Source organism: Yinghuangia sp. YIM S09857 (assembly GCF_051388915.1).
Lineage (GTDB): Bacteria > Actinomycetota > Actinomycetes > Streptomycetales > Streptomycetaceae > Yinghuangia.
Genome location: NZ_JBPKBH010000006.1, coordinates 165,798 through 186,116, shown reverse-complemented (window position 1 = coordinate 186,116; position 20,319 = coordinate 165,798). Strand labels below are relative to the sequence as shown.

Genomic DNA, 20,319 nt, shown 5'->3' with positions numbered 1-20,319 from the left:
CCCCCCCCCCCCCCCCCCCCCCCCCCCCCCCCCCCCCCCCCCCCCCCCCCCCCCCCCCCCCCCCCCCCCCCCCCCCCCCCCCCCCCCCCCCCCCCCCGCCGCCGCGCCGACGGGGCTTCGGTGCGGCTGTCGGCGACCGACCTGTTCGACCGCCGCGATCAGCGGGTGATGGTGCTCTTGCCGAACGTCAGCCCCACGAATGTCACAACCATCCACAACGGCATGGTGATCGCCGCCAGGCCCGGCACCGACATCACGACGAACCCGCCGACGGGCAGCGCGACGAGCACCACACCGACCCAACCGATCCAGCGGTCGACGGTCCGCTCGCGCAGCGCCATCCAGCACACCGCGCCCGCGGCCACCAAGACCCCGAACCATGGGATGTAGGCGCCGAAGTCGTTGAGCATGAAGTAGATGTAGCGGCCCTCGACGTCGAACGCGTCGCTCTCGGCGCCGCCTTCGCCGTAGATGCCCATGGCGCCCTTCCAGCCGTACCCGAGCGTCAGGCCGCCGGCCGCGGACACGAGTGCCAGGCTCACCACGCCCGCCGCCGTACTGCCCGGTACGCGCGGCTCGACGCGGCGCCGCCACGCGGCCGCGGTGACGAGCAACAGCGCCACCGCGGCGAAGCCGCCGAGGAACCCGGCGCGCGACACCATGACCTCGACGTCGTTCACCCGGTCGACCGTCATCATGTCGGTCGGCCCGTCCGGCATACCCATCCGGACGTCCAGCAGCAGGGTCGAGGCCCCGCCCAGCAGGCCGGCTCCGGCCCCCACGAGCGGCCAGTAGGAACGGCGCACCGGGGTCTCCCCCACCCCGGTGCGCCCGTCGACCGGGCCCGGTTCCGTGTACGTCATGTGGATTCGCACTCCCCCCACACATGTTCGCCGCCTGCTTTGCAGCCCCCCGGCGGCACGTACCGGACCCGATGCCCGGCGACATGGTCCACTTTCCGGGCCCCGATGTCCCGGGCACCAGGGACACCGGCACCCCTTGTCCGGGATATCGGCCGGACCCCGGTGCCAGGTCCGGCGGCGCTGCGGCAGCATGACGGCGTGAGCGCGCAACTGCCCGACACCGGGGGCTTGGGGGAGGCGGAGGAGCCGACGCCTCCCGGGGATCGTGCTGCCCTGGGCGGGGCGGAAGGCACGGGTGCGGCCGAGTCCGCCTTGACGCGTGCTTCGCGGCGGGGGCGGTTGCGGGCGGTCGCGCTGCGGATCCCGGAATCGCGGCTGATCGCGCTGGCCACCGTGCTCGGGGTGATCGCCGTCGTGTCGAGTGCGGCGTACGTCCCGCTCTACTGCTGGACGGCCGACCGCACCGAGTTGCGGCCGCTGTCCGCCGGGGACGTGGTGCTCGGTTCGGCGTGGCCGCTGATCGGGGCGTTCGTGGTGCGGGGGCGGCCGCGGAATCCGGTCGGGTGGCTGCTGCTGATCCCGGCCTCGCTCGCGCCGTACCTCAACCTGTCGCTGTACGCGGTCATCTCGCAGGAGATCGCCGACGAACCGCTGCCGTTCGCGGACTTCGCGGCATGGATCGGGACATGGGGCTTCGCGCAGTACTTCGTGGTCGTGCCGCTGCTGCTCCTGGTGTTCCCGGACGGGCATCTGCCGGGGCGGCGCTGGCGGATCCCGGCGTACGCAATCGTCGTGACGGCGACGGTGGCGGGGCTGGCCGCGATGTTCCGGGACGGGCCGATCGACGTCACGGACAGTGTGCGCAACCCCTATGCGATTCCCGGTTCTTCGTGGCTGGGCTATGTGACGCTGGCGGGTGCCGGGGCGGCGTTGTTCCCGGGGACGGCGCTCGGTGTCGCCGCCTTGGTGGTGCGCACGCGGCGTGCGGTCGGGGTGCAGCGCACACAGTTGCAGTGGCTGGTGCTCGGCGGGATGGTGCTGGTCATCACATGGACGCTGTCGCTGGCCATCACGGGCCGGCTGAGCATCGACGTGCTGTTCGGGCTGGGCCTGCTCGGGCCGCCCGCGGGGATCGCCGTGGCGATGCTGCGGCACCGCATGTTCGACGTCGTGGTCGTGCTCAACCGCACGATCGTGTACGCCGTGCTGACACTCGTGATGGTGGGCGTTTACGCGGCGCTGGTGGTCGGGGTCGGGCGTACCGTGCCGACGTCGACGGCCGGGTTCGTGGCGGTGGCGGTGATCGCGCTGCTCGCGGCGGTGGGCCGGGGTGCGGTGCAGAAGGCGGTGGACCGGTGGTTGTTCGGGCACCGGCACGACCCGTACGCGGTGGTGGCCCGGGTGGGCCGCCACGTGGCGCCCGCGTCGGAGCCGGTGGAGGCGTTGCAGCGGCTGGTCGACGCGCTGCGGAGGGCGCTGCGGTTGCCGTACGCGGCGTTCCGGGGGGACGGGGAGAGCCCCGTGGTCGCGGTGAGCGGCAGTCCGGTGGCGGGGTGGCGGGCGGTGCCGGCGCACGCGCTCGGGCAGCACATCGGCGAGCTGCACGTCGGCATCCGCCCGGGCGACGAGCGCTGGACGCCGGAGGAGCAGGCGGCGGTCGAGGAGGTGGCGGCGCGGGCCGCGACGCTCGCGTACGCGGCTGGGCTCGTCGCGGACGTCGCGCGCAGCCGGGCCCGGATCGTGGTGGCGCGGGAGGAGGAGCGGCGGCGCCTGCGCGCCGACCTGCACGACGGCGTCGGTCCGGCGCTCGCCGGGACCGCGCACCAGCTCGACGCGCTGGCGCGTCGCATCGAGGCCTCGGACCGGCCCGAACTGGCCGACCGGGCCCGGTCCATCCGCGACCGGTTGCGGCAGACCGTGACCGACCTGCGCTCGGTGGTGCACGGCCTGCGCCCGCCGATACTCGACCAGATCGGCCTCGCCGGCGCGTTGCGCGACCTGGTGGCGGGGTACGAAACACCGCACTGCACGGTGGAGTTGGGCCCTGGCCTGGACCAACTGCCGGCGGCGGTCGAGGTCGCGGCGTATGCGATCGCCGCCGAGGCGGTCACCAACGCCGTCCGGCACAGCGGAGCGGGCGAGCTGTGGCTCGACGCGACCGTACGCGCCGGGACCCTGGTCATCGACGTCAGCGACAACGGCTGCGGCATGCCGGTGTACCCGCACGCCGGGATAGGTCTCCGCAGCATGGGCGAACGCGCAGGCGAAGTAGGCGGCCGCGTAGACGTCCTCCCCCGCCCCGGCGGCGGCACAGTCGTAAGAGCCACCCTCCCGGGCCGCCCCCAATGACCCACCACACCCATCTCCACGAACTCCAGAGAACAGGCAGGGAATTGACCGAGGACATGCCCCCCGTTCGCGTGCTCGTCGTGGACGACCACCCGGTCTTCCGCGCCGGCATGGTCGCCGTGCTCGAAGACCTCGACGACCTCGACGTGGTCGGTCAGGCCGGGGACGGCGCCGCCGCGCTCGACGAAGTCGCGCGTCTGGCACCGGATGTCGTGCTGATGGATCTGCGCATGCCCGGAATGGGCGGCCTGGAGGCGACCGCGCGGATCGGCACCGCCCACCCCGCCACGGCCGTGATCGTGCTGACGATGGACGAGGACGACGACTCGGTCTTCGCGGCCCTCCGCGCCGGTGCGCGCGGCTATCTGCTCAAGGAGTCGGACGGCGACGACATCCGCCGCGCGATCCTCGGTGTCGCCCGCGGCGAGGCCGTCTTCGGGCCGCGCATCGCCCAGCGCGTCCTGGCGTTCTTCTCGGCCGCTCCCGCGCACACCCGCGGCGCGGTGCCCTTTCCGCAACTCACCGACCGGGAACGCGAAGTCCTCGACCTGCTCGCGCACGGACTCGACAACGCGGCCATCGCCCGCAGGCTCGTGCTGTCGGAGAAGACCGTCCGCAACCGGGTGAGCGATGTCCTCGCGAAACTCCGCGCCCGCAGCCGCGCGGAAGCCGTGGCCATCGCCCGCGACGCGGGAATGGGCCCGGCCCCCCGAGACCCGGCGTGACAGCGGAACTCCCCACGGACGAAAGCACAAACGCCAATACGCCTGCGCGCCTGCGCGCCTGTGCGAACAATCACCCGACGCGAGCAGCCGGAGCGTCGAACTCCGCCCGCATCAAAGCCCGTTCCCGCAATGTCGCGGCCACATCGGCGAAGGCCTTGCCCCAGTACCCGTCTTCACCGGCCGCCGCGGCCAACCCCTCGATCTCGGCCGCCAGCCCCGGGTCCAGCGAACGCGCCGCCAGGCCCGTCACCCCGCTGAAGCTCCACGGGTAAGCGGACTCCCGCGCCGCCCGTGCCAACGCCTCGACCACCGCCCGTCCGAGCACCTTCGGCCACACCGCCGGGCACCCCGCCAGCAACTGGAAGGCCTCCGAAAGCCCGTGCTCGGCAACGTGCGCGGCGACGTGTCCGGCGCGTTCGTCTTCGGGCAGGACCAGCAGCAGGCGCGTCGGAGCGCCGCGTCCCACCTGGGCGCGGGCCCAGTCGGCGTCCTTCTGTGCCACCGCCGCACGGGCCCAGCCGTCGCGGATGTCCTCCGCCCAGCGCCGCGGCAGCCGCCGCCGCAGGATCAGGTCCGGCGCCTCACCGAACACCTCGGCCCACACCGACAACGGCGTGGCCGCCACGATCTCGCCCAGCCACCAGGCCCGTTCCTCGCGGCCGGTCGGGGACGTGCCGGCTATGCCGTCGCGCCGCATCGCCTCGTCGCAGACCTCGGGCGGCAGGACCACCACCGCTCCGGCGCCGTCCCGCCGCACGCACGCCCGCGCGCGCTCCGCCATACGCCGCGCCAGCGCGGATTCCGGCAGCGTGCTCAGCAGCGCGGACGCCCCCGCCCGCACCGCCTTGCCCCGGTCGTCGAGGGCGGCTTCCAGGAAGGCTTCGTCGTCGAGTGACAGCCCGGTGCGCAGCACCGCGAGGAACTGGGCGCGGTCCTCCGCCGGTTCCTCGCGCCAGGTGTGCTCCAGCAGTCCGCGGGCCGCAGCCGGGTCGCGGCGGCGCAGCGCGGTCAGATGGGCCAGCCGCTCGCCGAACAAACCGTGCCGCCACACTTCCGCGCCCTCGGACGCCGGTTCCTCGGCGGCCAGATCCGCCGCCGCGACCCGCGCCGCCCACGCCCAGTCCGGGTTGAGCCGGGCCAGCCAGCGCCCACGTGGGCCGGCCAACGCAGCCACGTCCGCCCGCAGTTCGCTGTGCGAGCGAGCGGTGTCGAGGAGCGCGGGCAGCTCGGACTCCGGTGCCCGGTAACCGCGTTCGCGAGCCTCGGCCAGCCATTCCGGCAGGAGTTCGGCGATCGCGGTACGCCGGTCTCCGGTGCTGCTGCCGAGCAGCACGCGCAACCTGCCCCGTGCCCGCTCGGGTACGGCGGGCCGCGGGTCCGGCGCGCACGCCGCGGGCCGCGCCGCGCCCGTTCCCGGACGGCGCCCGGCCCGCCGGTGGACGAGCGCCAACGCGGCCAGGTCGAGGAGGCGTTCGGCGGAGTCCTCGCGTCCGATGCCGTCCACCGCCGTGCCCAGGGCACTGCCCGGTTCGACGCCGGGGACCGGCCGCTTGCCGGTGCCCACGAGTGCGGTCGAGACGAGGTCGTCCCACAGCGCCTCGGTGCCTGCCGTCATCACGCTCCCCTGTCCGCCGCGTTACCGCTCCTGCCACCTACGGGGCGTGGTACGCCCCCGCCTCAGAGCGGCACGGCCCGGCCCTCGTGCCAGCCCGTCACCGGGGCGAACCCGCGGGCGCCGTACTCTCCGAAGACCGTCATACCGGCCCCGCCCGACATCGCCGCGAGCCGCCACAGCGACTCCTCGCGCGCCCGGGAGCGGTCGACCGGCAGCCAGAATCCGTCGCCGCCCGCGATGCGCCACCCGAGCGTGTCCGGGACCGCGGCGACGTCGGCGAGCACGACCGGCCAGGTCTCCAGCCACGGTTCGCTGTGCAGGGCCTCCGCGTACGCCAGCGCGGCCGTCTCCGCGTCGCAGCCCGCCGGTTCGCCCGCGGGCTCCGGCGGTCCGTGGCGCTCCGCCACGTGCGCCCGCAGCGGGGCCGCGGCGTCGTGGAACACCAGGTCGGCCTCGAAGCGTTCGCCCACCGGCAGCGCGAGCGCGGGTGCCTGCCCGCCCGCGCCGTACGCGAGCACCAGGGCGGTACGCCCCGACTGCTCCCCGCGCAGCCAGATCTGCCGGACGGTCAGTTTCTCCTCGTCGTTGTCGCGGCTGCCCAGGACCGTCCAGTGGTCGCGCACCGACGTACCCTGCTCCGCCGCGCGCCGCACCAACTCCTGGGCGTCGACCTGCCACCCGATGAGCGACTTCAGCGACGCCGCCAACGGCGGCTCCAGGGCGTCCAGCCGGTCGTGGGCCCGCAGGACGAGCCACATCACCGCGTAGTCCTCCAGCAGGCGGCCCGGCCAGCCCTCGCCGGAGCCGGGTCTCGTCCCGGCCCGCCGCAGCCTCCCGGCGAGGCCCTGCGCCTGGGCGTCGACCATCGACGCGGCCATGGCCTCCCAGGGGGCGTAGCCCGCCCGGTCGGCACCGGCCAGCCCCTGGCGCACCTGGTCGGACAACCACTGGCCCAACTTGTCCACACCGCCCGTGACGCGGGCGGCCCGCTCCTCGGCGCGCCGCCGCGCGGCCTCCGGGTCCACCGGGCCGGACGCCTGCCGCTCGACCCGCTGCTTCTCCCTGTCCTGACGGCCCGTCAGCCAGGTTTCCACCCAGTCCGGCGCCTCGGCGGCATCCTCCGCGATGCCGCCGGACGACCACAACAACAGCAGCCCGAGCGCGTGCTTGCACGGGAGTTTGCGGCTCGGGCAGGTGCAGGACCAGGCCGGACCGTCGAGGTCCACGACCGTGCGGTATGCCGTCGCACCGCTGCCCTTGCACATCCCCCACACACCGCGCTTCGCGGTCTCCCCACCCGCCGCCCCCCGGCCGGCCTCTCGGCCCTCTTCCCTGTTCTCTCCTTGCTCTTCGCGCTGATCCCCGTGCTCCCGGCCCGGCTCCGGAGCGGGTGTCTCCCCCGCCCCCAACCCCGTCCACGGCCCCGGTGCCGCCAGCTTCGATCCGGCCTTCTGCGACGCGGCGTCGGGTGCCAGTGCCAACACCCGGTCCGCGGTCCAGCGTTCCAGCATGACGGTCACGGTACGGCGTCGGGCCGACACCCGCACGGCCGGATCGGGAATCCCGCCCCGAACACGCGGTCGCCGCTCCCGTGACACGCCGCCAGGCCCCGCGGCGGCCCGGACGCGGGAGCCGGGCGGCGGGCGCCGGTGCGACGAAATGGCATGCGGAAAACGGATGTTCGGCTTCGCCGGCATGTTAACGAGGCGTTTCGCGGTACCCGTTTCGGGCATACCGGTCAGTAGGGACCGGACAGCGAACGGTCGGCGGCGCCGCCACCCGGGGGGCCTCCTCCGGAACGGCCGTTGCGCTCGCCTTTCTCCCGCTGAACCCATCCGTCCGATTCGTCAGCGGCGTGCCCCCGCCCAAACCTTTCGGCCGCCCCGACCGCTTGGCCGACCGGCCCCGTACCGGTCCGCGTCGACGCGTCGGGTTCGCCGTATGCCGCACCGACGCCGGACTCCCGCACGGAGGTGGGACATGGCCGCGCTCCCGGAGCCGGGGCCGGACGACGACGCACCGCACACCGCGAGCGTCGCGGGGTGCGTCGCGGACTCCGTCGCGGGGTGCGTCGCCGACTCTGTCGCAGGGGGTGCCGTGGGCTCCGTCGCAGGGGGTGTCGCGCCCGACAGCCCGGCGGATCCAGCAGTGCCCCGGACCACCTTCCTGCCCGCCGACCTGCTCCGCGGCTCCATACGCGAAATCGCCTGCCTCGCCGGGCACCTCGCGCTCTACCCCACGGGCCTCGTCGCGCTCGGCGTCGCGACCCTGTTCCCGCCTCCACCTACTGCGCATGTCCACAACGCGGGCCAATTGCCGGTCGTCCTCGTCCACGGCCTCGCCGACAACCGCTCGATCTTCGCGGTCCTGCGGCGGGCCCTCGCGCGCACCGGGATGTCGGACGTCCATCCGTTCGACCACAACCCACTCGGCGGCGACGTTCGTACGAAGTCCGCATTATTGGACCGCCATATCGCTCGCGTCCTGGCCCGCACCGGCGCGCCCGGCGTGCATGTGGTCGGCCACAGTCTGGGCGGGCTGATTGCCCGTTACCACGCGCAGTTCCTCGACAAGGGCGCGTGCGTGCGTACGGTCGTCACCCTCGGCACCCCCCACTCAGGTACGACTGCCGCCCAACTGCTGCGCGCCCACCCGCTCGTCCGCGAGCTGTGCCCGGACAGCCCCGTCATCGCGGAACTCGCCGGTCCTGCACCCGACTGCACGACGCGGTTCGTCGCCTACTGGGGCGACCTCGACCCCTTCGTCATACCGTGCGCCTCCGGCGCGCTCCGCCATCCGGACCTGGACGCAACCAGCGTGCGGGTCCGCGGCGCCGGGCACCTCACGCTTCCGGCATGCCGGACGGTCGTCTCCGAAGTCGGCGAACTCCTCACCGCACCCCTCCGGGTGCCGTCCGCCGGCCCGGCTGCTCCCGGCGCACCCACCGCACAACCCGCCGGAAAATCCACCCGCGCGGACCGGACCACGACCACGACGAAAGACACTCCGCTCGCCGCGTGAGCTCGTCGCGTGACGCCCCGCGAGACCCGCGCCACCCCACAGACCCACCACCGTCGCGCGCCCCATGATTACGCGCTCCCGCACCTCCCCCGCCCCAACCCGCAACACCCCTGCGCGCAAGCGCGATAAAGACGTCGACGTGCCCGAATCGGTTGCCCTGCTTGCCCGCCTTCATCCATACGAGTGAGTAAGGAATAGCCGCACGGGTGAGCCGCAGCGGATTGTCCCGGCCGCATTCGGAAGGCTAGAGTCCCCCCTTAATTGTTGTGGAGGACCTGTCGAGCTTGCCCCCGCACGCGTGCGGAGGGCCGTATCTGCCCCCGAGACGAAGGCGAATCAGGTGACGGACGGCCATTATCCGGACAGCGACCCCTACGGTCGTGGCGTCCCGGACGAGGGCTACGGCACCGGCGCACAGACCGCCTACCCGGCCTACGACTCGTACGACACCGGTGCGAACTCCGCCTACGGAGCCACCGCGTACGACTCGGGCGCGTGGCAGACGGGCGGGTACGACACTTCGGCGTACACGCAGTCGGCCTACTCGGCCGCCCAGCCGGGCTACAGCACAGGGGCATACGAGACAGTCGCGTCCCCCTACGTGGCCGACACCCCTTCTTATGGCACCTCGGCCTACGACGCGTCGGCCTACGAGGCGCCCGCGTACGGCACCGCTGCATACGACACCACTGCATATGACGCCCCCGCATATGACGCCGGCGCCACCGGCTCGGGCGCCTATGAAGCAGTGACGGCATACGACAGCTCCGGCTCGTACGCCGCGGTCGACGACAGCGGCGGCTACCCCGTCTACGACAGCGGCGCGTACCAGGCCGCGTCGTCGTACGGGACCGCGTACGACACCTCCTACGGCCAGACGGCGGTCATCCCGCAGCAGACCGGCTACGACTCCGGCACAGCGTGGTCGACCGACACCGGCAACACGTGGTCCTCGGCCCCCGCCGCCGACATGTGGGCCGGCGACAACCGCCTCGGCGCGGACGCCTTCACCGACCCGCAACGCAACGACGGCGGCGCGAGCGGCTGGTACGACGCGTCGACGCAGGTCCAGGAGCCGCTTCCGGCGTACGACGGCTACGCTGCCACCTGGGACGACGCGGAGCCTTGGCACAACGGCAACGCCTCGGGCGCGCCCGCCCGGGCCGTCTCGACGGACTTCGGCGGCACCGACGGGTACGACGCCACGCAGGAGTTCGCCACCGTCACGGTCGACCCGGACGCGTTCGCCGCGGACGACCGCATCCCCGGCGATCATGCCGACGGCTACGACACCGACGCCGAGGCCGACTTCGACGACTACGCGGACACCGACGGCGAGGACGACTCAGGGGTCGGCGACGACGGCGACTCCGACCCCCACGTCGCCGACGCTGCTGCTGTGGCGGGCCTCTCGGCCGCCGCCGCGGGCAGCCGCGCAGCACGCCGCAAGACCACCCGCCGCACCCGCCCGATGGCCCGCGTCGCGGGCGCGTCCCTGGGCGTGCTCGGTGCGACCGCGATGGCGGTCGCCGCGGCCGGGGGCATCCAGGCGGCGGACGGGCAGGGCCCCTCGTCCGGCGACGACACCGTGGCCGCGGGCCCGGACATCCCGCTCGCCTCGCCGCTCGACCAGCAGTTCACCGATCTGCGCGACAGCGCGGCGGACTTCGCCGACCGGGCGAGCCGGGCGCAGGCCCGCGTCGCGCTCCAGGAGCGGCAGGAGGAGATCGCCCGCCAGCAGGAGGAGGAGCGCAAGAAGCGCGAGCTGCTGCGCCCCAAGTACGTCCTGCCGGTCGCCCCGGGCCTGTCGGCCTACTTCGGCCAGGCGGGCGGCCGCTGGTCGAACCTGCACACCGGCATCGACTTCCCCGTCGACCGCGGCACACCTGTCCGTGCGGTCACCGACGGCGTCGTGCGCACGGAGTGGAACCGCTCATACGGCAACATGGTCATCCTGACCGCCGCGGACGGCACCGAGACGTGGTACTGCCACCTCACCCGCGCCAAGGTGAACTCCGGCCCGGTCAAGGCCGGCGACGTCATCGCCTACTCCGGCAACAGCGGCAACAGCACCGGCCCCCACCTCCACCTGGAAGTACGCCCCAAGGGCGGTGCCCCGATAAACCCCATACCGTGGCTCCGCGCCCGCGGCCTGGACCCCACCGGCTGACGGATCCCCGGCACACCAAAAACCTACAACCCCCCACCGACACCGCCCCCAACGTCGGCACGCCCCCGCACGCCCCCGCGACCCGCACTCACCACCAGGGTCACGGCACCCCGACGTGCTTGCAGGCGTGAGCGGCACAACGCGGCGGTGGTCCCGACGCGTGCGCGCAGGCGGCACGCCGCCCTCCGCCGACTCCACGCCACGACGCACGTCGTACCCGCCAGCGTGCGCGTGGGCGTGTACGGCGCAACGCGGCGGTGGTCCGCGCACGTGCCGACGATCGGCCTTTGCGCGGCGGTGAGTTGGCCTCCGACGAGGGCAGGGCGGAGCGCCCCCGGGGCCACCTCAACCGCTTCGCCAACGGTTCCCGCGCGGCCCGCAGCCCGAGGCCAATTCGCCCCCGACCAACGCGCGACCGCCCGCAAAACCCGGGCGCCACGCGCCGCCCCCGTTCAACCGCCGCGACCGCCGCCCATGCTTTCCTCACCCAGCACCGACCACACCCCCAAGGCCCGATGCCGGCCAGACGTTCCACCGGGCCTTGGCCGCCATCCAGAGCCTGCTGAACTGCTGGACCGGCATCTGCACCACCTCCCACCGCCCCTGCCCGGACAGCGCAGACGTCCGGCCACCGCAAGATCCAGACAGACCTGACGGAGTCCTACTAGGGGAGTGTCTTCAAATTGGCGTCGGATAGCCCGCGGGCCGTGGTGCGTGCGCTCGCAAGGCGCGGCCCGCGGCTCGGCCCGGGTTTGGCTTGGGACGCCAAGGCCCGGAGCGTGCCACTTGGGGGGCCGTCAAGGCCCGGCGTCGCGGGCCCGGCGGGAACTTGAAGACAGGACCTAGAGCTTCTCCACCGGGGCGTAGCGCAGCAGCAGTTGCTTCGTGCCCGTTGCGCCGAAGTCGATGGTGGCCTGGGCCTTGTCGCCTTCGCCCTGGGTTGCGACGACCGTGCCCAGGCCGAACTTGTCGTGGGTTACCCGGTCGCCCGGTTTGAGGGCCACCGCCTCGCGGTCGGTGATGCGGCTCGGGCCGCTGAGGCGGCCCAGGGGGGCCGAGCGGGTGGTGCGGGTGGCGGAGAGTGCCTGGGCCGCCGAGGGGGCGGCGTTGCGCCACTCGACGAGCTTCTCGGGGAGTTCCTGGAGGAACCGCGAAGGCGGGTTGTAGGCGGGGGCGCCCCACGCGCTGCGGATCTTGGCCAGGGTGACGTACAGCCTCTCCCGAGCGCGGGTGATGCCGACGTACGCGAGGCGGCGTTCCTCTTCCAGTTCCTTGGTGTTGCCGAGCGCCCGCATGTGCGGGAACACGCCGTCCTCCAGGCCGGTCAGGAACACGACCGGGAACTCCAGGCCCTTCGCCGTGTGCAGGGTCATCAGCGTGACCACGCCGCCATCGTCGTCCGGGATCTGGTCGGAGTCGGCGACCAGGGCGACCTGCTCCAGGAAGTCCGCGAGCGTGCCCTCGGGCTGCGCCTGTTCGAACTCCAGGGCCACCGCCGCGAGTTCCTGGAGGTTTTCGATGCGCGTCTCGTCCTGGGGGTCGGTGGAGGCCTGCAACTCCGCGAGGTAGCCCGTCTGTTCGAGGACGGCTTCGAGGACCGTCGCGGGCCCCGCGCCACCGTCCACGACCGTGCGGAGCTGGTCGATCAGGGCCACGAAGCCCGCGATCGCGTTGGCCGAGCGGGTCGCCAGGCCCGGCGCCTCCCTGGCCCGGCGCAGCGCGTCCGCGAACGGCACGCGGTCGCGCGCCGCCAGCACCTCGACGCACGCCTCCGCCCGGTCGCCGATGCCCCGCTTGGGGACGTTGAGGATGCGGCGCAGCGAGACCACGTCGTCCGGGTTGGCGAGCAGCCGCAGGTACGCGAGCGCGTCGCGCACCTCCTTGCGCTCGTAGAACCGCACTCCGCCGACGACCTTGTACGGCAGGCCGACGCGGATGAAGACCTCCTCGAACACGCGCGACTGCGCGTTGGTGCGGTAGAAGACCGCGACCTGGCTCGGGGTGACCTTGCCGGTGTCCGTCAGGCGGTCGATCTCGTCCGCGATGAACTGCGCCTCCGCGTGCTCGTCGTCGGCGGTGTAGCCGGTGATCGAGGTGCCCTGCCCGGAGTCGGTCCACAGGTTCTTCGCGCGCCGGTTGCTGTTGCGCTCGATGACGGCGTTGGCGGCGGTGAGGATCGTCTGCGTGGAGCGGTAGTTCTGCTCCAGCATGATCGTCGTGGCGTCCGGGTAGTCCGACTCGAAGTCGAGGATGTTGCGGATGGTCGCGCCGCGGAAGGCGTAGATGGACTGGTCGGCGTCGCCCACGACGCACAGTTCGGCGGGCGGCACCTCGGCCAGGCCCTCTTCGGCGGGGTTGACCAGGTCGCCGTCGGCGGTGCGCTTGGGCCCGTGGCCGGCGGCGCCGCCGACGAGTTCGCGGACCAGCACGTACTGCGCGTGGTTGGTGTCCTGGTACTCGTCGACCAGCACGTGCCGGAACCGGCGCCGGTAGTGCTCGGCGACGTCGGGGAACGCCTGGAGCAGGTTGACCGTGGTCATGATCAGGTCGTCGAAGTCGAGCGCGTTGGCCTGCCGCAGGCGCGCCTGGTAGAGGGTGTACGCCTCGGCGAGCTTGCGTTCGGCGTCGTTCTGCGTGCCTGACGCGTAGGTCTCCGGGTCGATGAGCTCGTTCTTGAGGTTGGAGACCTGCGCGTTGAACTTGCGCGGCGGGTGCTGCTTGGGGTCGAGGTCCAGGTCGCGGCACACCATCGCCATGAGGCGCTGCGAGTCGGCGGCGTCGTAGATGGAGAAGGTCGAGCTGAGGCCGAGCTTCTTGTACTGCTGCCGCAGGATGCGCACGCACGAGGAGTGGAACGTGGAGACCCACATGGCCTTGGCGCGCGGCCCGACCAGCGCCTCGACGCGCTCCTTCATCTCGCCCGCGGCCTTGTTGGTGAATGTGATCGCCAGGATCTCGCCGGGATGCACGCCGCGCGCGCCGAGGAGGTACGCGATGCGGTGGGTCAGCACGCGCGTCTTGCCGGAGCCGGCGCCCGCGACGATGAGCAGCGGGGAGCCCTCGTGGACGACCGCGGCGCGCTGCTGCGGGTTCATGCCGTCGAGCAGGCGCGCGGGGTCGATCACCGGCTTGCGGGCGCCGTTGCGGTAGTGGCCCTCGTACAGATTGGAGGGCTCGGCGAAGTCGCCCGCGAACAGGTCGTCGGGGGCCGGGTCGTACTCGGGCGGCGGCGGTGGGGCGTCGTCCGGGTGCGGCTCGGCGGGCAGCGGGATGTCGGCGTCGAACCCCGGCAGCGGCATGTCGTCGAAGAGTTTGCTCATCGTCTGCCGAGTCTACGAGCCGCGGGCGGTGTTCCGGTCCCCGCCCGTCCGGCCGGACGGCGAACCCGGGCCCGCGTCAACTCAGGTCCACATCACAGCGATCGCGATGTTCGCGACGGTCAGCAGGCCGATGGCGCCGAAGACCTGCGTGCCGACGCGGTCCTTGGCGCGATTCGCCCAGACCATGAGCAGGATCGCGATGAGGACGGCGAGCTTGACGCTGATCTTGGTGTTGTCGACCTCGACGTCGTCGGCCTGGAGGACGCCGACCAGTGCGATGCCGGTGACGAGCATGGTGAGGGCGCCGTGCGTCATCGCCGGGACCACGCGGACGTCGCCGGTCTTCATGCCCTTCATCTGGGTCAGGAAGCCGCCGAGCAGGGAGCCGATCCCGATGATGTGCAGGACGAGCAGAATTTGTCGGACGACGTCCACGGAACGCTCCTCACGGTGGGGGTGGCGATCCGAGACTACAAAAATCGCAAAGCGGACAATGAAACGGCCCCCAAGGTAAAGACTTGGTAATACGGCGAGGAATCCTGGGGATCGTGACACTCCTGTGACTAATGTTCTCGGCCAGGCGGCCGTACCCCCGTACTCCACCAGGAGTGCACGGTCGCCACCGCCGAGTCCGGCGACGTTCCGCGGCCGCCCCCAAGGCGCGCGGAGCACCAGCCGGAGCCGGGGACCCACGTCCCACCGAGGCGAATCGGGTCCGGGCCCGCCAGTCCGGAGTCGTAGGGCGTCTTCTTCCGCCCGAGCCTGTCAGCTAACCCGGTAGGCGGCCGAGGAAGGAGTGACGCTTTCGTGGCGTCCCATCGCCGTCCCGCACAGCACCGCCGGATAAAGCCGCGCACCGTGCACCGCGGTGCCGCCACCCTGGCCACCGCCGCCGTGACCGTGACCGGCGTCGTGGCGTTCGCCGGTACCTCCAGCGCCGAGCCGACGCCCACCTCCGCCCAGGTGCAGGAGCAGGTGAACCAGCTCCACCGCGAGGTCGCCAAGGCGACCGACGTCTTCAACGGCGTGCAGGAGCAGGTCGAGGTGCTGCAAAAGGAGTCCAACGCGACGCAGGCCCGCGTCGCCGAGGAGCAGGCCGCGATGAACGAACTGCGCGAGCAGATCGGTGTCATAGCCGCCGAGGAGTACCGCAACGGGGGCATGCCGCCCGAGCTCCAGCTCGCGCTGAGCGGCGACCCCGCGATGTACCTCTCCAAGGCCCAGATGCTGGACCAGATCGACAGCCAGCAGGCCACCCGGCTCGAACAGATCGCCGCACAGGCGCGCATGCTCCAGCAGGACCGCGCCGAGGCGTCCCAGCAGCTCGCCGACCTCGACGCGCTGCGCAAGGACCTCAACGGCAAGAAGAACGAGATCCAGGAGAAGCTCAACAAGGCCCAGACGCTGCTCAACACCCTCACCGAGGCCGAGCGCCAGGCCGTCCTGGACTCCAACGAGCACGCCGAGGAAGAGGCCCGCGCCGACGAACGGGCCGACCGCGACAAGCCCGAGCCCCCCGTGACGAACGTCCCGGTCTCCGGCCGGGCCGGGGTGGCCGTCGACTTCGCGATGGACCAGCAGGGCAAGCCGTACGGCTGGGGCAAGGCGGGCCCGAGCTCGTTCGACTGCTCCGGCCTCATGCAGGCCGCGTGGGCGAAGGCCAACGTCAAACTGCCCCGCACCACCTGGGACCAGGTCAAGGTCGGCACCGCGGTCTCCAAGTCCCAGCTCCAGCCGGGCGACCTGGTCTTCTTCTACTCCGACATCAGCCACGTCGGGATGTACATAGGCGGCGGCAAGATGGTGCACGCCCCGCGTCCGGGGTCGGTCATCAAGGTCGCCCCGATCACCGAGATGCCGTTCCACTCGGCGCGCCGGGTGGGCTGACCCGCAGCAGCACGTCGTACGCACGTACGCCCCCGCCTCCGGTGCGCCGGAGGCGGGGGCGTACGGCGTTCCTCAGACCAGGCGCCGGTCGGTCGCCCAGCGGGTCAGCTCGTGCCGGTTCGAGAGCTGGAGCTTCCGCAGCACCGCCGACACGTGGGTCTCGACCGTCTTGACCGAGATCACCAGCCGCCGCGCGATCTCCTTGTACGCGTACCCGCGCGCGATCAGCCGCAGGACCTCCCGCTCGCGCTGCGTCAGCCGGTCCAGGTCCTCGTCGATCGGCGGTACGTCGGTCGCCGCGAAGGCGTCCAGCACGAAGCCCGCCAGCCGCGGCGAGAAGACCGCGTCGCCCTCGGCCACGCGGCCCACCGCGCGCACGAGTTCGTCGCCGGTGATGGACTTGGTGACGTAGCCGCGCGCGCCGCCCCGGATGACGCCGATGACGTCCTCGGCCGCGTCCGACACCGACAGCGCCAGGAACCGCACCGAACCCTGCACCCCGGCGCACTGCTTCAGCACCTCGACGCCCCCGCCGCCGGGCAGGTGCACGTCGAGCAGCACCACCTCGGGCATCGTGGCGTGCACGACGGAGACCGCCGAGGCGACGTCCTCGGCCTCGCCGACGACCTCGACCGCCTCGCCGATCTCGGCGCGCACGCCGGTGCGGAACATGCGGTGGTCGTCGACGAGCACGACGCGCACACGCGTCTCGGCGGAGGCCGAACCGGTGCCCGCGGGGTCGGCGGCGCCGTCGGCGCCCCGAGGCGTGCCCTGCGAACGCGGAGTGTCCTGCGGAGTGCCCTGCGGGCCCTGGGTGCTCACTTGGTGCTCCTGTTCCTCGGCCTAGCCACGCGCCATCTCCAGCTCGACCTCGGTGCCCTCGCCGGGCTCGCTGCGGATCACCGCGGTACCGCCGTTGCGGCGCATGCGCCCGAGGATCGACTCTCGCACACCGAGGCGGTCCTCGGGCAGCGCACCCGGGTCGAAGCCGGGACCGCTGTCGCGCACGAAGACCGTCACCGTCATGTCCTCGACCTCCGCGAACACCTGGACGGGCCCGCCCGACGCGTACTTGGCCGCGTTCACCATCGCCTCGCGCGCGGCGGCGAGTTGCGCGGCCAGGCGCTCGTCCACCGGGCAGTCGCCGACCGACACGATCTCGATGGTCGCGCCGTGCATGTCCTCGACCTCGGCGGCCTCCTGCCGCAGCGCCGCGGCGAAGGTGCGGTCCGGCTCCTCGCCCTCCGGCCGGTACAGCCAGGCCCGCAGCTCGCGCTCCTGCGCGCGGGCGAGCTTGGCGACCTCGCGCGGATCGTCGACGTGCCGCTGGATGAGGGTCAGCGTGTGCAGTACGGAGTCGTGCACATGGGCCGCCACCTCGGCGCGCTCCTGCGCACGGATGCGGGCCCGGCGCTCGGCACTCAGGTCGCGCGTCTGGCGGAGCAGGAACGGCCCGAAGATCACCAGCAGTCCGAACAGCAGCAGCGCCGCCCCGCGCATCGCGGCGAACGCGTCGCCCAGCCCGCCGCGGTACGCGACGAAGAAGCCGATCCCCGTCGCGAACACCACAAGTCCGACGACCGTACGCACTATGCCCGCCGTACGGCTGCGCCCGTCCAGCGACAGCCAGCGGGTGCGCTGCGCGTCGTCGGCCTGCCGCCACACCAGCGCGACGCCGGCCGCCGCGACCAGCAGCGGCCACACCCACGCGCCGCGGTAGCCGGCGTCCCCGGCGACCGTCATGACGAGGGAGAACGCCAGCAGGGCCGAGACGATGGCGAAGGCGGCGTGCCGGGACTTGCGGTCGCGGGCGTCCACCGGCCCCTGCCGGACCTCCCCGTCGCCTTCGGGCACGTTGAGCCAGAGCAGGCCGTACAGCAGCATGCCGAGGCCGCCGCCGAGGGTCAGGACGACGAAGCCGACGCGGATCCACACCACGTCCACCGCGAGGTGCCGGGACAGCCCGCGCGCGACGCCCGCGACGATGCGCCGCGACGAGTCGCGGAACAGGGTCGGGGCGGGCCGCGCGGCCGGGGGCTCGAAGCCCAGGTAGGTCTGCGCGTGGGTCGCGGGAGGCGGTGCCGAGGTCACACGACCGATCGTCACACGCGCGGGCTCGGCGATGCATCAGGGTCCGACCCTGATTCCCCCTCAGGGTCGCATCGGGGTACGACCCGGGCCCCTCCTGATAGGCGCGCACGCGTACGCCCAGCACGATGGAGCCATGAACGAGACGACCCCCCACTCGTCCCGGACTCCGCCGCAGGCCGAGCCGGGCGACAACGGCAATCCGCCGCTGCACCGCCCGCTGCACGACCGTGTGGTCTCGGGTGTGTGCGGGGGCCTGGGACGCCACTTCGGCGTCGACCCGGTGATCTTCCGCGTGGTGTTCGCGGTGCTGGCGCTGTTCGGCGGCCTCGGCGTCCTGCTGTACGGCCTGGGCTGGCTGCTGATGCCGGCCGACGGGCAGCATGCGCCGCTGGCCCGGGACGTCCTGAACGGACGCGGCATCGGCGCCGCCATCCCGGCGATCGCCCTCACCGGCATCGGCGTCGGCGTGTTCTTCTCCTACATCGACAACGGCTTCGACGGGGCGGTCCCGCTCCTGATCGTCGCCGCGATCATCCTGTACGTCGCGCAGCAGGGCACCCGGCGCAGTCAGAAGGCGTCGGGCGGCGGCGCGGCGTCCGCAACGGCACCCGCCGAGAGTGTCGGGATGGCCGCGGCCGGACCTGCCGCGGCGGCCACCGCCACCGCTCCGGGCGGCGCTGCCGAGCCGCAGGCCGCCGGGCCGGCGTCCGGCGCCGGGCAGCCGCTCGCGCCAGGCCCCGCCAAGTGGTGGCGGGTGCCGACCGGGAAGTCCCCGGGCAGACCGGAGCCCCCGGAGGAGCCGAAGCCGCGCAAACCGCGCTCGTACATCGCGGTGGCGACCGTCTCACTGGCCGCGGTCGCGGGCGGCGTCCTGTGGTGGCTGGACACGGCGACGTCGGTGGACGTCTCGGTGCAGGTGGGCCTCGCGGTCATCCTCGCGGTCCTCGCGGGCGGGCTGCTGGTCGGCACCTTCTTCGGCGGCGGCCGATGGCTGATCGTGCCGGCCTTCACGGTCGCGGCGCTGCTGAGCGCGGTCGCGGCGATCACGGTGCCGTTCACCGGCCCGAGCGGGGAGCGCACCATCACCCCGGCCACGGCCGACACGGTGGCGGCGAGTTCGCCGTACCGCATGAAGTTCGGAGAGATGCGGTTGGACCTCACCGAGCTGAACCTGACCGGGCGCGACCCGGCCGACCCGGTCCGCGTGGCGGCGACGGTGGGCGCCGGGAACATGCAGGTCTACCTGCCCGAGGACGTGCGCGTGATCATCGAGGCGGACGTCGACCTCGGCAACATCGACCTTCCGAACGGCAGCAGCAGCGGCTACCGGCCGGACCGCGACGCGGTCCTCCCGCCCGAGAACGGCGGCCCGCCGCGCGGCACGATCGCGCTCGACCTGGGAGTCGGCGTCGGAAACGTGGAGGTGTTCTATGGAGCCCCGTGACCCGGAGCGCCACGGCACGGACGCCGGAGACACGGATGACACACGCGGGTTCGCCGACGGCAGCCCGTCCGCGAACCCGCCCGGCGGCACCACGGAACACGAAGAACGCGAAGCAGATGAAGCACGCGAAGAACGCGAAGAACGTGATGCACGCGAAGAACGTCCCACGGAACGCGACTCGGAGGAGACCAAGGTGCTCGGCATCGACCAGTCCGCGGCGACCGCGCCTCCCGCGACCTCATCTCCCGCGACCTCACACGTGCCCGAGAACGACCCCGACTGGCGGCCCGGGATGCTCCCGCGCGACTGGGAGGGGCGTACCACCCCCTGGCCCGCCCCCGCCGCCTCGTCGGCGACCCAAGGGACCAGCAGCACACGGGAGTTCGGCTCGGTCGGCAGCGCGCCGCTCTTCGCCTCCCCGGCAACTCCCTCCGCGGGTTCCGCCTCGACGGGGCCGAAGTCCTTCGGCCCCACCGCCCGTTCCCGTCACGGCGACACCGCACGCCGCCACGGGTTCGACCCCATGGCGATGGTCGCCGGCACGATCTTCATGGCCATCGCGGTGATGTACATGCTGGACGCGGGCGACGCGGTGGACGCCCGGCCCGGCCTGATGCTCGCGCTCGCGGTGATCGGCGTCGGGGCGTCCGGCTTCGTGGGTGCGGTCTGGGCGATGCTCACCGGCCGCCGCAACCGCCGGACCGCGAACACCGGTGCCGCAACGGCCACTTCGCCGGCCACCCCGCCGTCCGCCACCGCGGGCGGCGCGGCCGGGAGCCCGGTGGACTTCACCAAGGGCGGCTGAGAGCCCCTCTCCGAACCTGTCCCGAAGCG

At 73.0% G+C, this 20,319-nt stretch carries 14 protein-coding genes and 1 riboswitch; of the genes, 7 read left to right on the top strand and 7 right to left on the bottom strand.

All coding sequences use genetic code 11. From position 1 onward, the window contains the following. Window positions 1-158 precede the first annotated feature (158 nt). A complete protein-coding gene (locus tag ACRX5S_RS14745; protein WP_436773351.1) occupies window positions 159-863 on the bottom strand; it encodes a hypothetical protein in 705 nt (234 codons plus the stop codon). A gap of 198 nt (window positions 864-1,061) precedes the next feature. Between ACRX5S_RS14745 and ACRX5S_RS14740 the strand changes: the two genes are divergently transcribed. Together ACRX5S_RS14740 and ACRX5S_RS14735 are read left to right on the top strand one after the other, a co-directional pair. Next, entirely contained in the window at window positions 1,062-3,212 is a 2,151-nt protein-coding gene (locus tag ACRX5S_RS14740; protein ID WP_436773350.1) for an ATP-binding protein, read from the top strand. Window positions 3,213-3,268: 56 nt separating this feature from the next. Continuing rightward, on the top strand, window positions 3,269-3,937 hold the full coding sequence (locus ACRX5S_RS14735) for a response regulator (protein WP_436773349.1): 669 nt from the start codon (window positions 3,269-3,271) through the stop codon (window positions 3,935-3,937). Window positions 3,938-4,007: 70 nt separating this feature from the next. Here ACRX5S_RS14735 and ACRX5S_RS14730 read toward each other — a convergent pair whose 3' ends face one another. Both ACRX5S_RS14730 and ACRX5S_RS14725 read right to left on the bottom strand, forming a co-directional pair. Next, window positions 4,008-5,552 (bottom strand): DUF5691 domain-containing protein, encoded by a 1,545-nt coding sequence (locus tag ACRX5S_RS14730; protein ID WP_436773348.1) that lies wholly within the window; start codon window positions 5,550-5,552, stop codon window positions 4,008-4,010. Between the two features lie 62 nt (window positions 5,553-5,614). After that, window positions 5,615-7,063 carry an SWIM zinc finger family protein gene (locus ACRX5S_RS14725; RefSeq protein ID WP_436773347.1) on the bottom strand — a complete coding sequence of 483 codons (1,449 nt, stop codon included), beginning with the start codon at window positions 7,061-7,063 and terminating at the stop codon, window positions 5,615-5,617. Between the two features lie 469 nt (window positions 7,064-7,532). Between ACRX5S_RS14725 and ACRX5S_RS14720 the strand changes: the two genes are divergently transcribed. Together ACRX5S_RS14720 and ACRX5S_RS14715 are read left to right on the top strand one after the other, a co-directional pair. Then, window positions 7,533-8,573 carry an esterase/lipase family protein gene (locus ACRX5S_RS14720; protein ID WP_436773346.1) on the top strand — a complete coding sequence of 347 codons (1,041 nt, stop codon included), beginning with the start codon at window positions 7,533-7,535 and terminating at the stop codon, window positions 8,571-8,573. 340 nt (window positions 8,574-8,913) lie between these two features. Further along, the gene (locus ACRX5S_RS14715; RefSeq protein ID WP_436773345.1) at window positions 8,914-10,743 is read left to right on the top strand and encodes a peptidoglycan DD-metalloendopeptidase family protein; all 1,830 of its coding nucleotides are present in this window, start codon (window positions 8,914-8,916) and stop codon (window positions 10,741-10,743) included. A gap of 842 nt (window positions 10,744-11,585) precedes the next feature. Here the strand turns inward: ACRX5S_RS14715 and pcrA are convergent. Together pcrA and ACRX5S_RS14705 are read right to left on the bottom strand one after the other, a co-directional pair. Next, entirely contained in the window at window positions 11,586-14,063 is a 2,478-nt protein-coding gene (gene pcrA, locus ACRX5S_RS14710; protein ID WP_436773344.1) for a DNA helicase PcrA, read from the bottom strand. Window positions 14,064-14,144: 81 nt separating this feature from the next. After that, a complete protein-coding gene (locus ACRX5S_RS14705; protein ID WP_436773343.1) occupies window positions 14,145-14,498 on the bottom strand; it encodes a hypothetical protein in 354 nt (117 codons plus the stop codon). A gap of 228 nt (window positions 14,499-14,726) precedes the next feature. Continuing rightward, window positions 14,727-14,862: riboswitch (cyclic di-AMP (ydaO/yuaA leader) on the top strand. Between the two features lie 8 nt (window positions 14,863-14,870). On the opposite strand from ACRX5S_RS14705, the gene ACRX5S_RS14700 reads away from it, so the two are divergent. Continuing rightward, window positions 14,871-15,950 (top strand): NlpC/P60 family protein, encoded by a 1,080-nt coding sequence (locus tag ACRX5S_RS14700; RefSeq protein WP_436773342.1) that lies wholly within the window; start codon window positions 14,871-14,873, stop codon window positions 15,948-15,950. A gap of 72 nt (window positions 15,951-16,022) precedes the next feature. Here the strand turns inward: ACRX5S_RS14700 and ACRX5S_RS14695 are convergent, their stop codons facing one another. Both ACRX5S_RS14695 and ACRX5S_RS14690 read right to left on the bottom strand, forming a co-directional pair. Then, on the bottom strand, window positions 16,023-16,772 hold the full coding sequence (locus ACRX5S_RS14695; protein WP_436773341.1) for a LuxR C-terminal-related transcriptional regulator: 750 nt from the start codon (window positions 16,770-16,772) through the stop codon (window positions 16,023-16,025). A gap of 21 nt (window positions 16,773-16,793) precedes the next feature. Further along, window positions 16,794-18,041, bottom strand: a complete 1,248-nt coding sequence (locus tag ACRX5S_RS14690; protein WP_436773340.1) for a PspC domain-containing protein — start codon at window positions 18,039-18,041, stop codon at window positions 16,794-16,796. Window positions 18,042-18,174: 133 nt separating this feature from the next. Between ACRX5S_RS14690 and ACRX5S_RS14685 the strand changes: the two genes are divergently transcribed. Next, on the top strand, window positions 18,175-19,485 hold the full coding sequence (locus tag ACRX5S_RS14685) for a PspC domain-containing protein (RefSeq protein ID WP_436773339.1): 1,311 nt from the start codon (window positions 18,175-18,177) through the stop codon (window positions 19,483-19,485). Further along, window positions 19,472-20,290: a hypothetical protein gene (locus ACRX5S_RS14680; protein WP_436773338.1), complete on the top strand. Its 819-nt coding sequence runs from the start codon at window positions 19,472-19,474 to the stop codon at window positions 20,288-20,290. The genes ACRX5S_RS14685 and ACRX5S_RS14680 overlap by 14 nt, the downstream gene beginning before the upstream one ends. The last annotated feature ends 29 nt before the right edge of the window (window positions 20,291-20,319 follow it).

Coding starts and splice junctions, on each gene's coding strand:
- ACRX5S_RS14745 (WP_436773351.1), bottom strand. CDS start 863: ATGACGTACACGGAACCGGGCCCGGTCGACGGGCGCACCGGGGTGGGG.
- ACRX5S_RS14735 (WP_436773349.1), top strand. CDS start 3,269: ATGCCCCCCGTTCGCGTGCTCGTCGTGGACGACCACCCGGTCTTCCGC.
- ACRX5S_RS14730 (WP_436773348.1), bottom strand. CDS start 5,552: ATGACGGCAGGCACCGAGGCGCTGTGGGACGACCTCGTCTCGACCGCA.
- ACRX5S_RS14725 (WP_436773347.1), bottom strand. CDS start 7,063: ATGCTGGAACGCTGGACCGCGGACCGGGTGTTGGCACTGGCACCCGAC.
- ACRX5S_RS14720 (WP_436773346.1), top strand. CDS start 7,533: ATGGCCGCGCTCCCGGAGCCGGGGCCGGACGACGACGCACCGCACACC.
- pcrA (WP_436773344.1), bottom strand. CDS start 14,063: ATGAGCAAACTCTTCGACGACATGCCGCTGCCGGGGTTCGACGCCGAC.
- ACRX5S_RS14685 (WP_436773339.1), top strand. CDS start 18,175: ATGAACGAGACGACCCCCCACTCGTCCCGGACTCCGCCGCAGGCCGAG.
- ACRX5S_RS14680 (WP_436773338.1), top strand. CDS start 19,472: ATGGAGCCCCGTGACCCGGAGCGCCACGGCACGGACGCCGGAGACACG.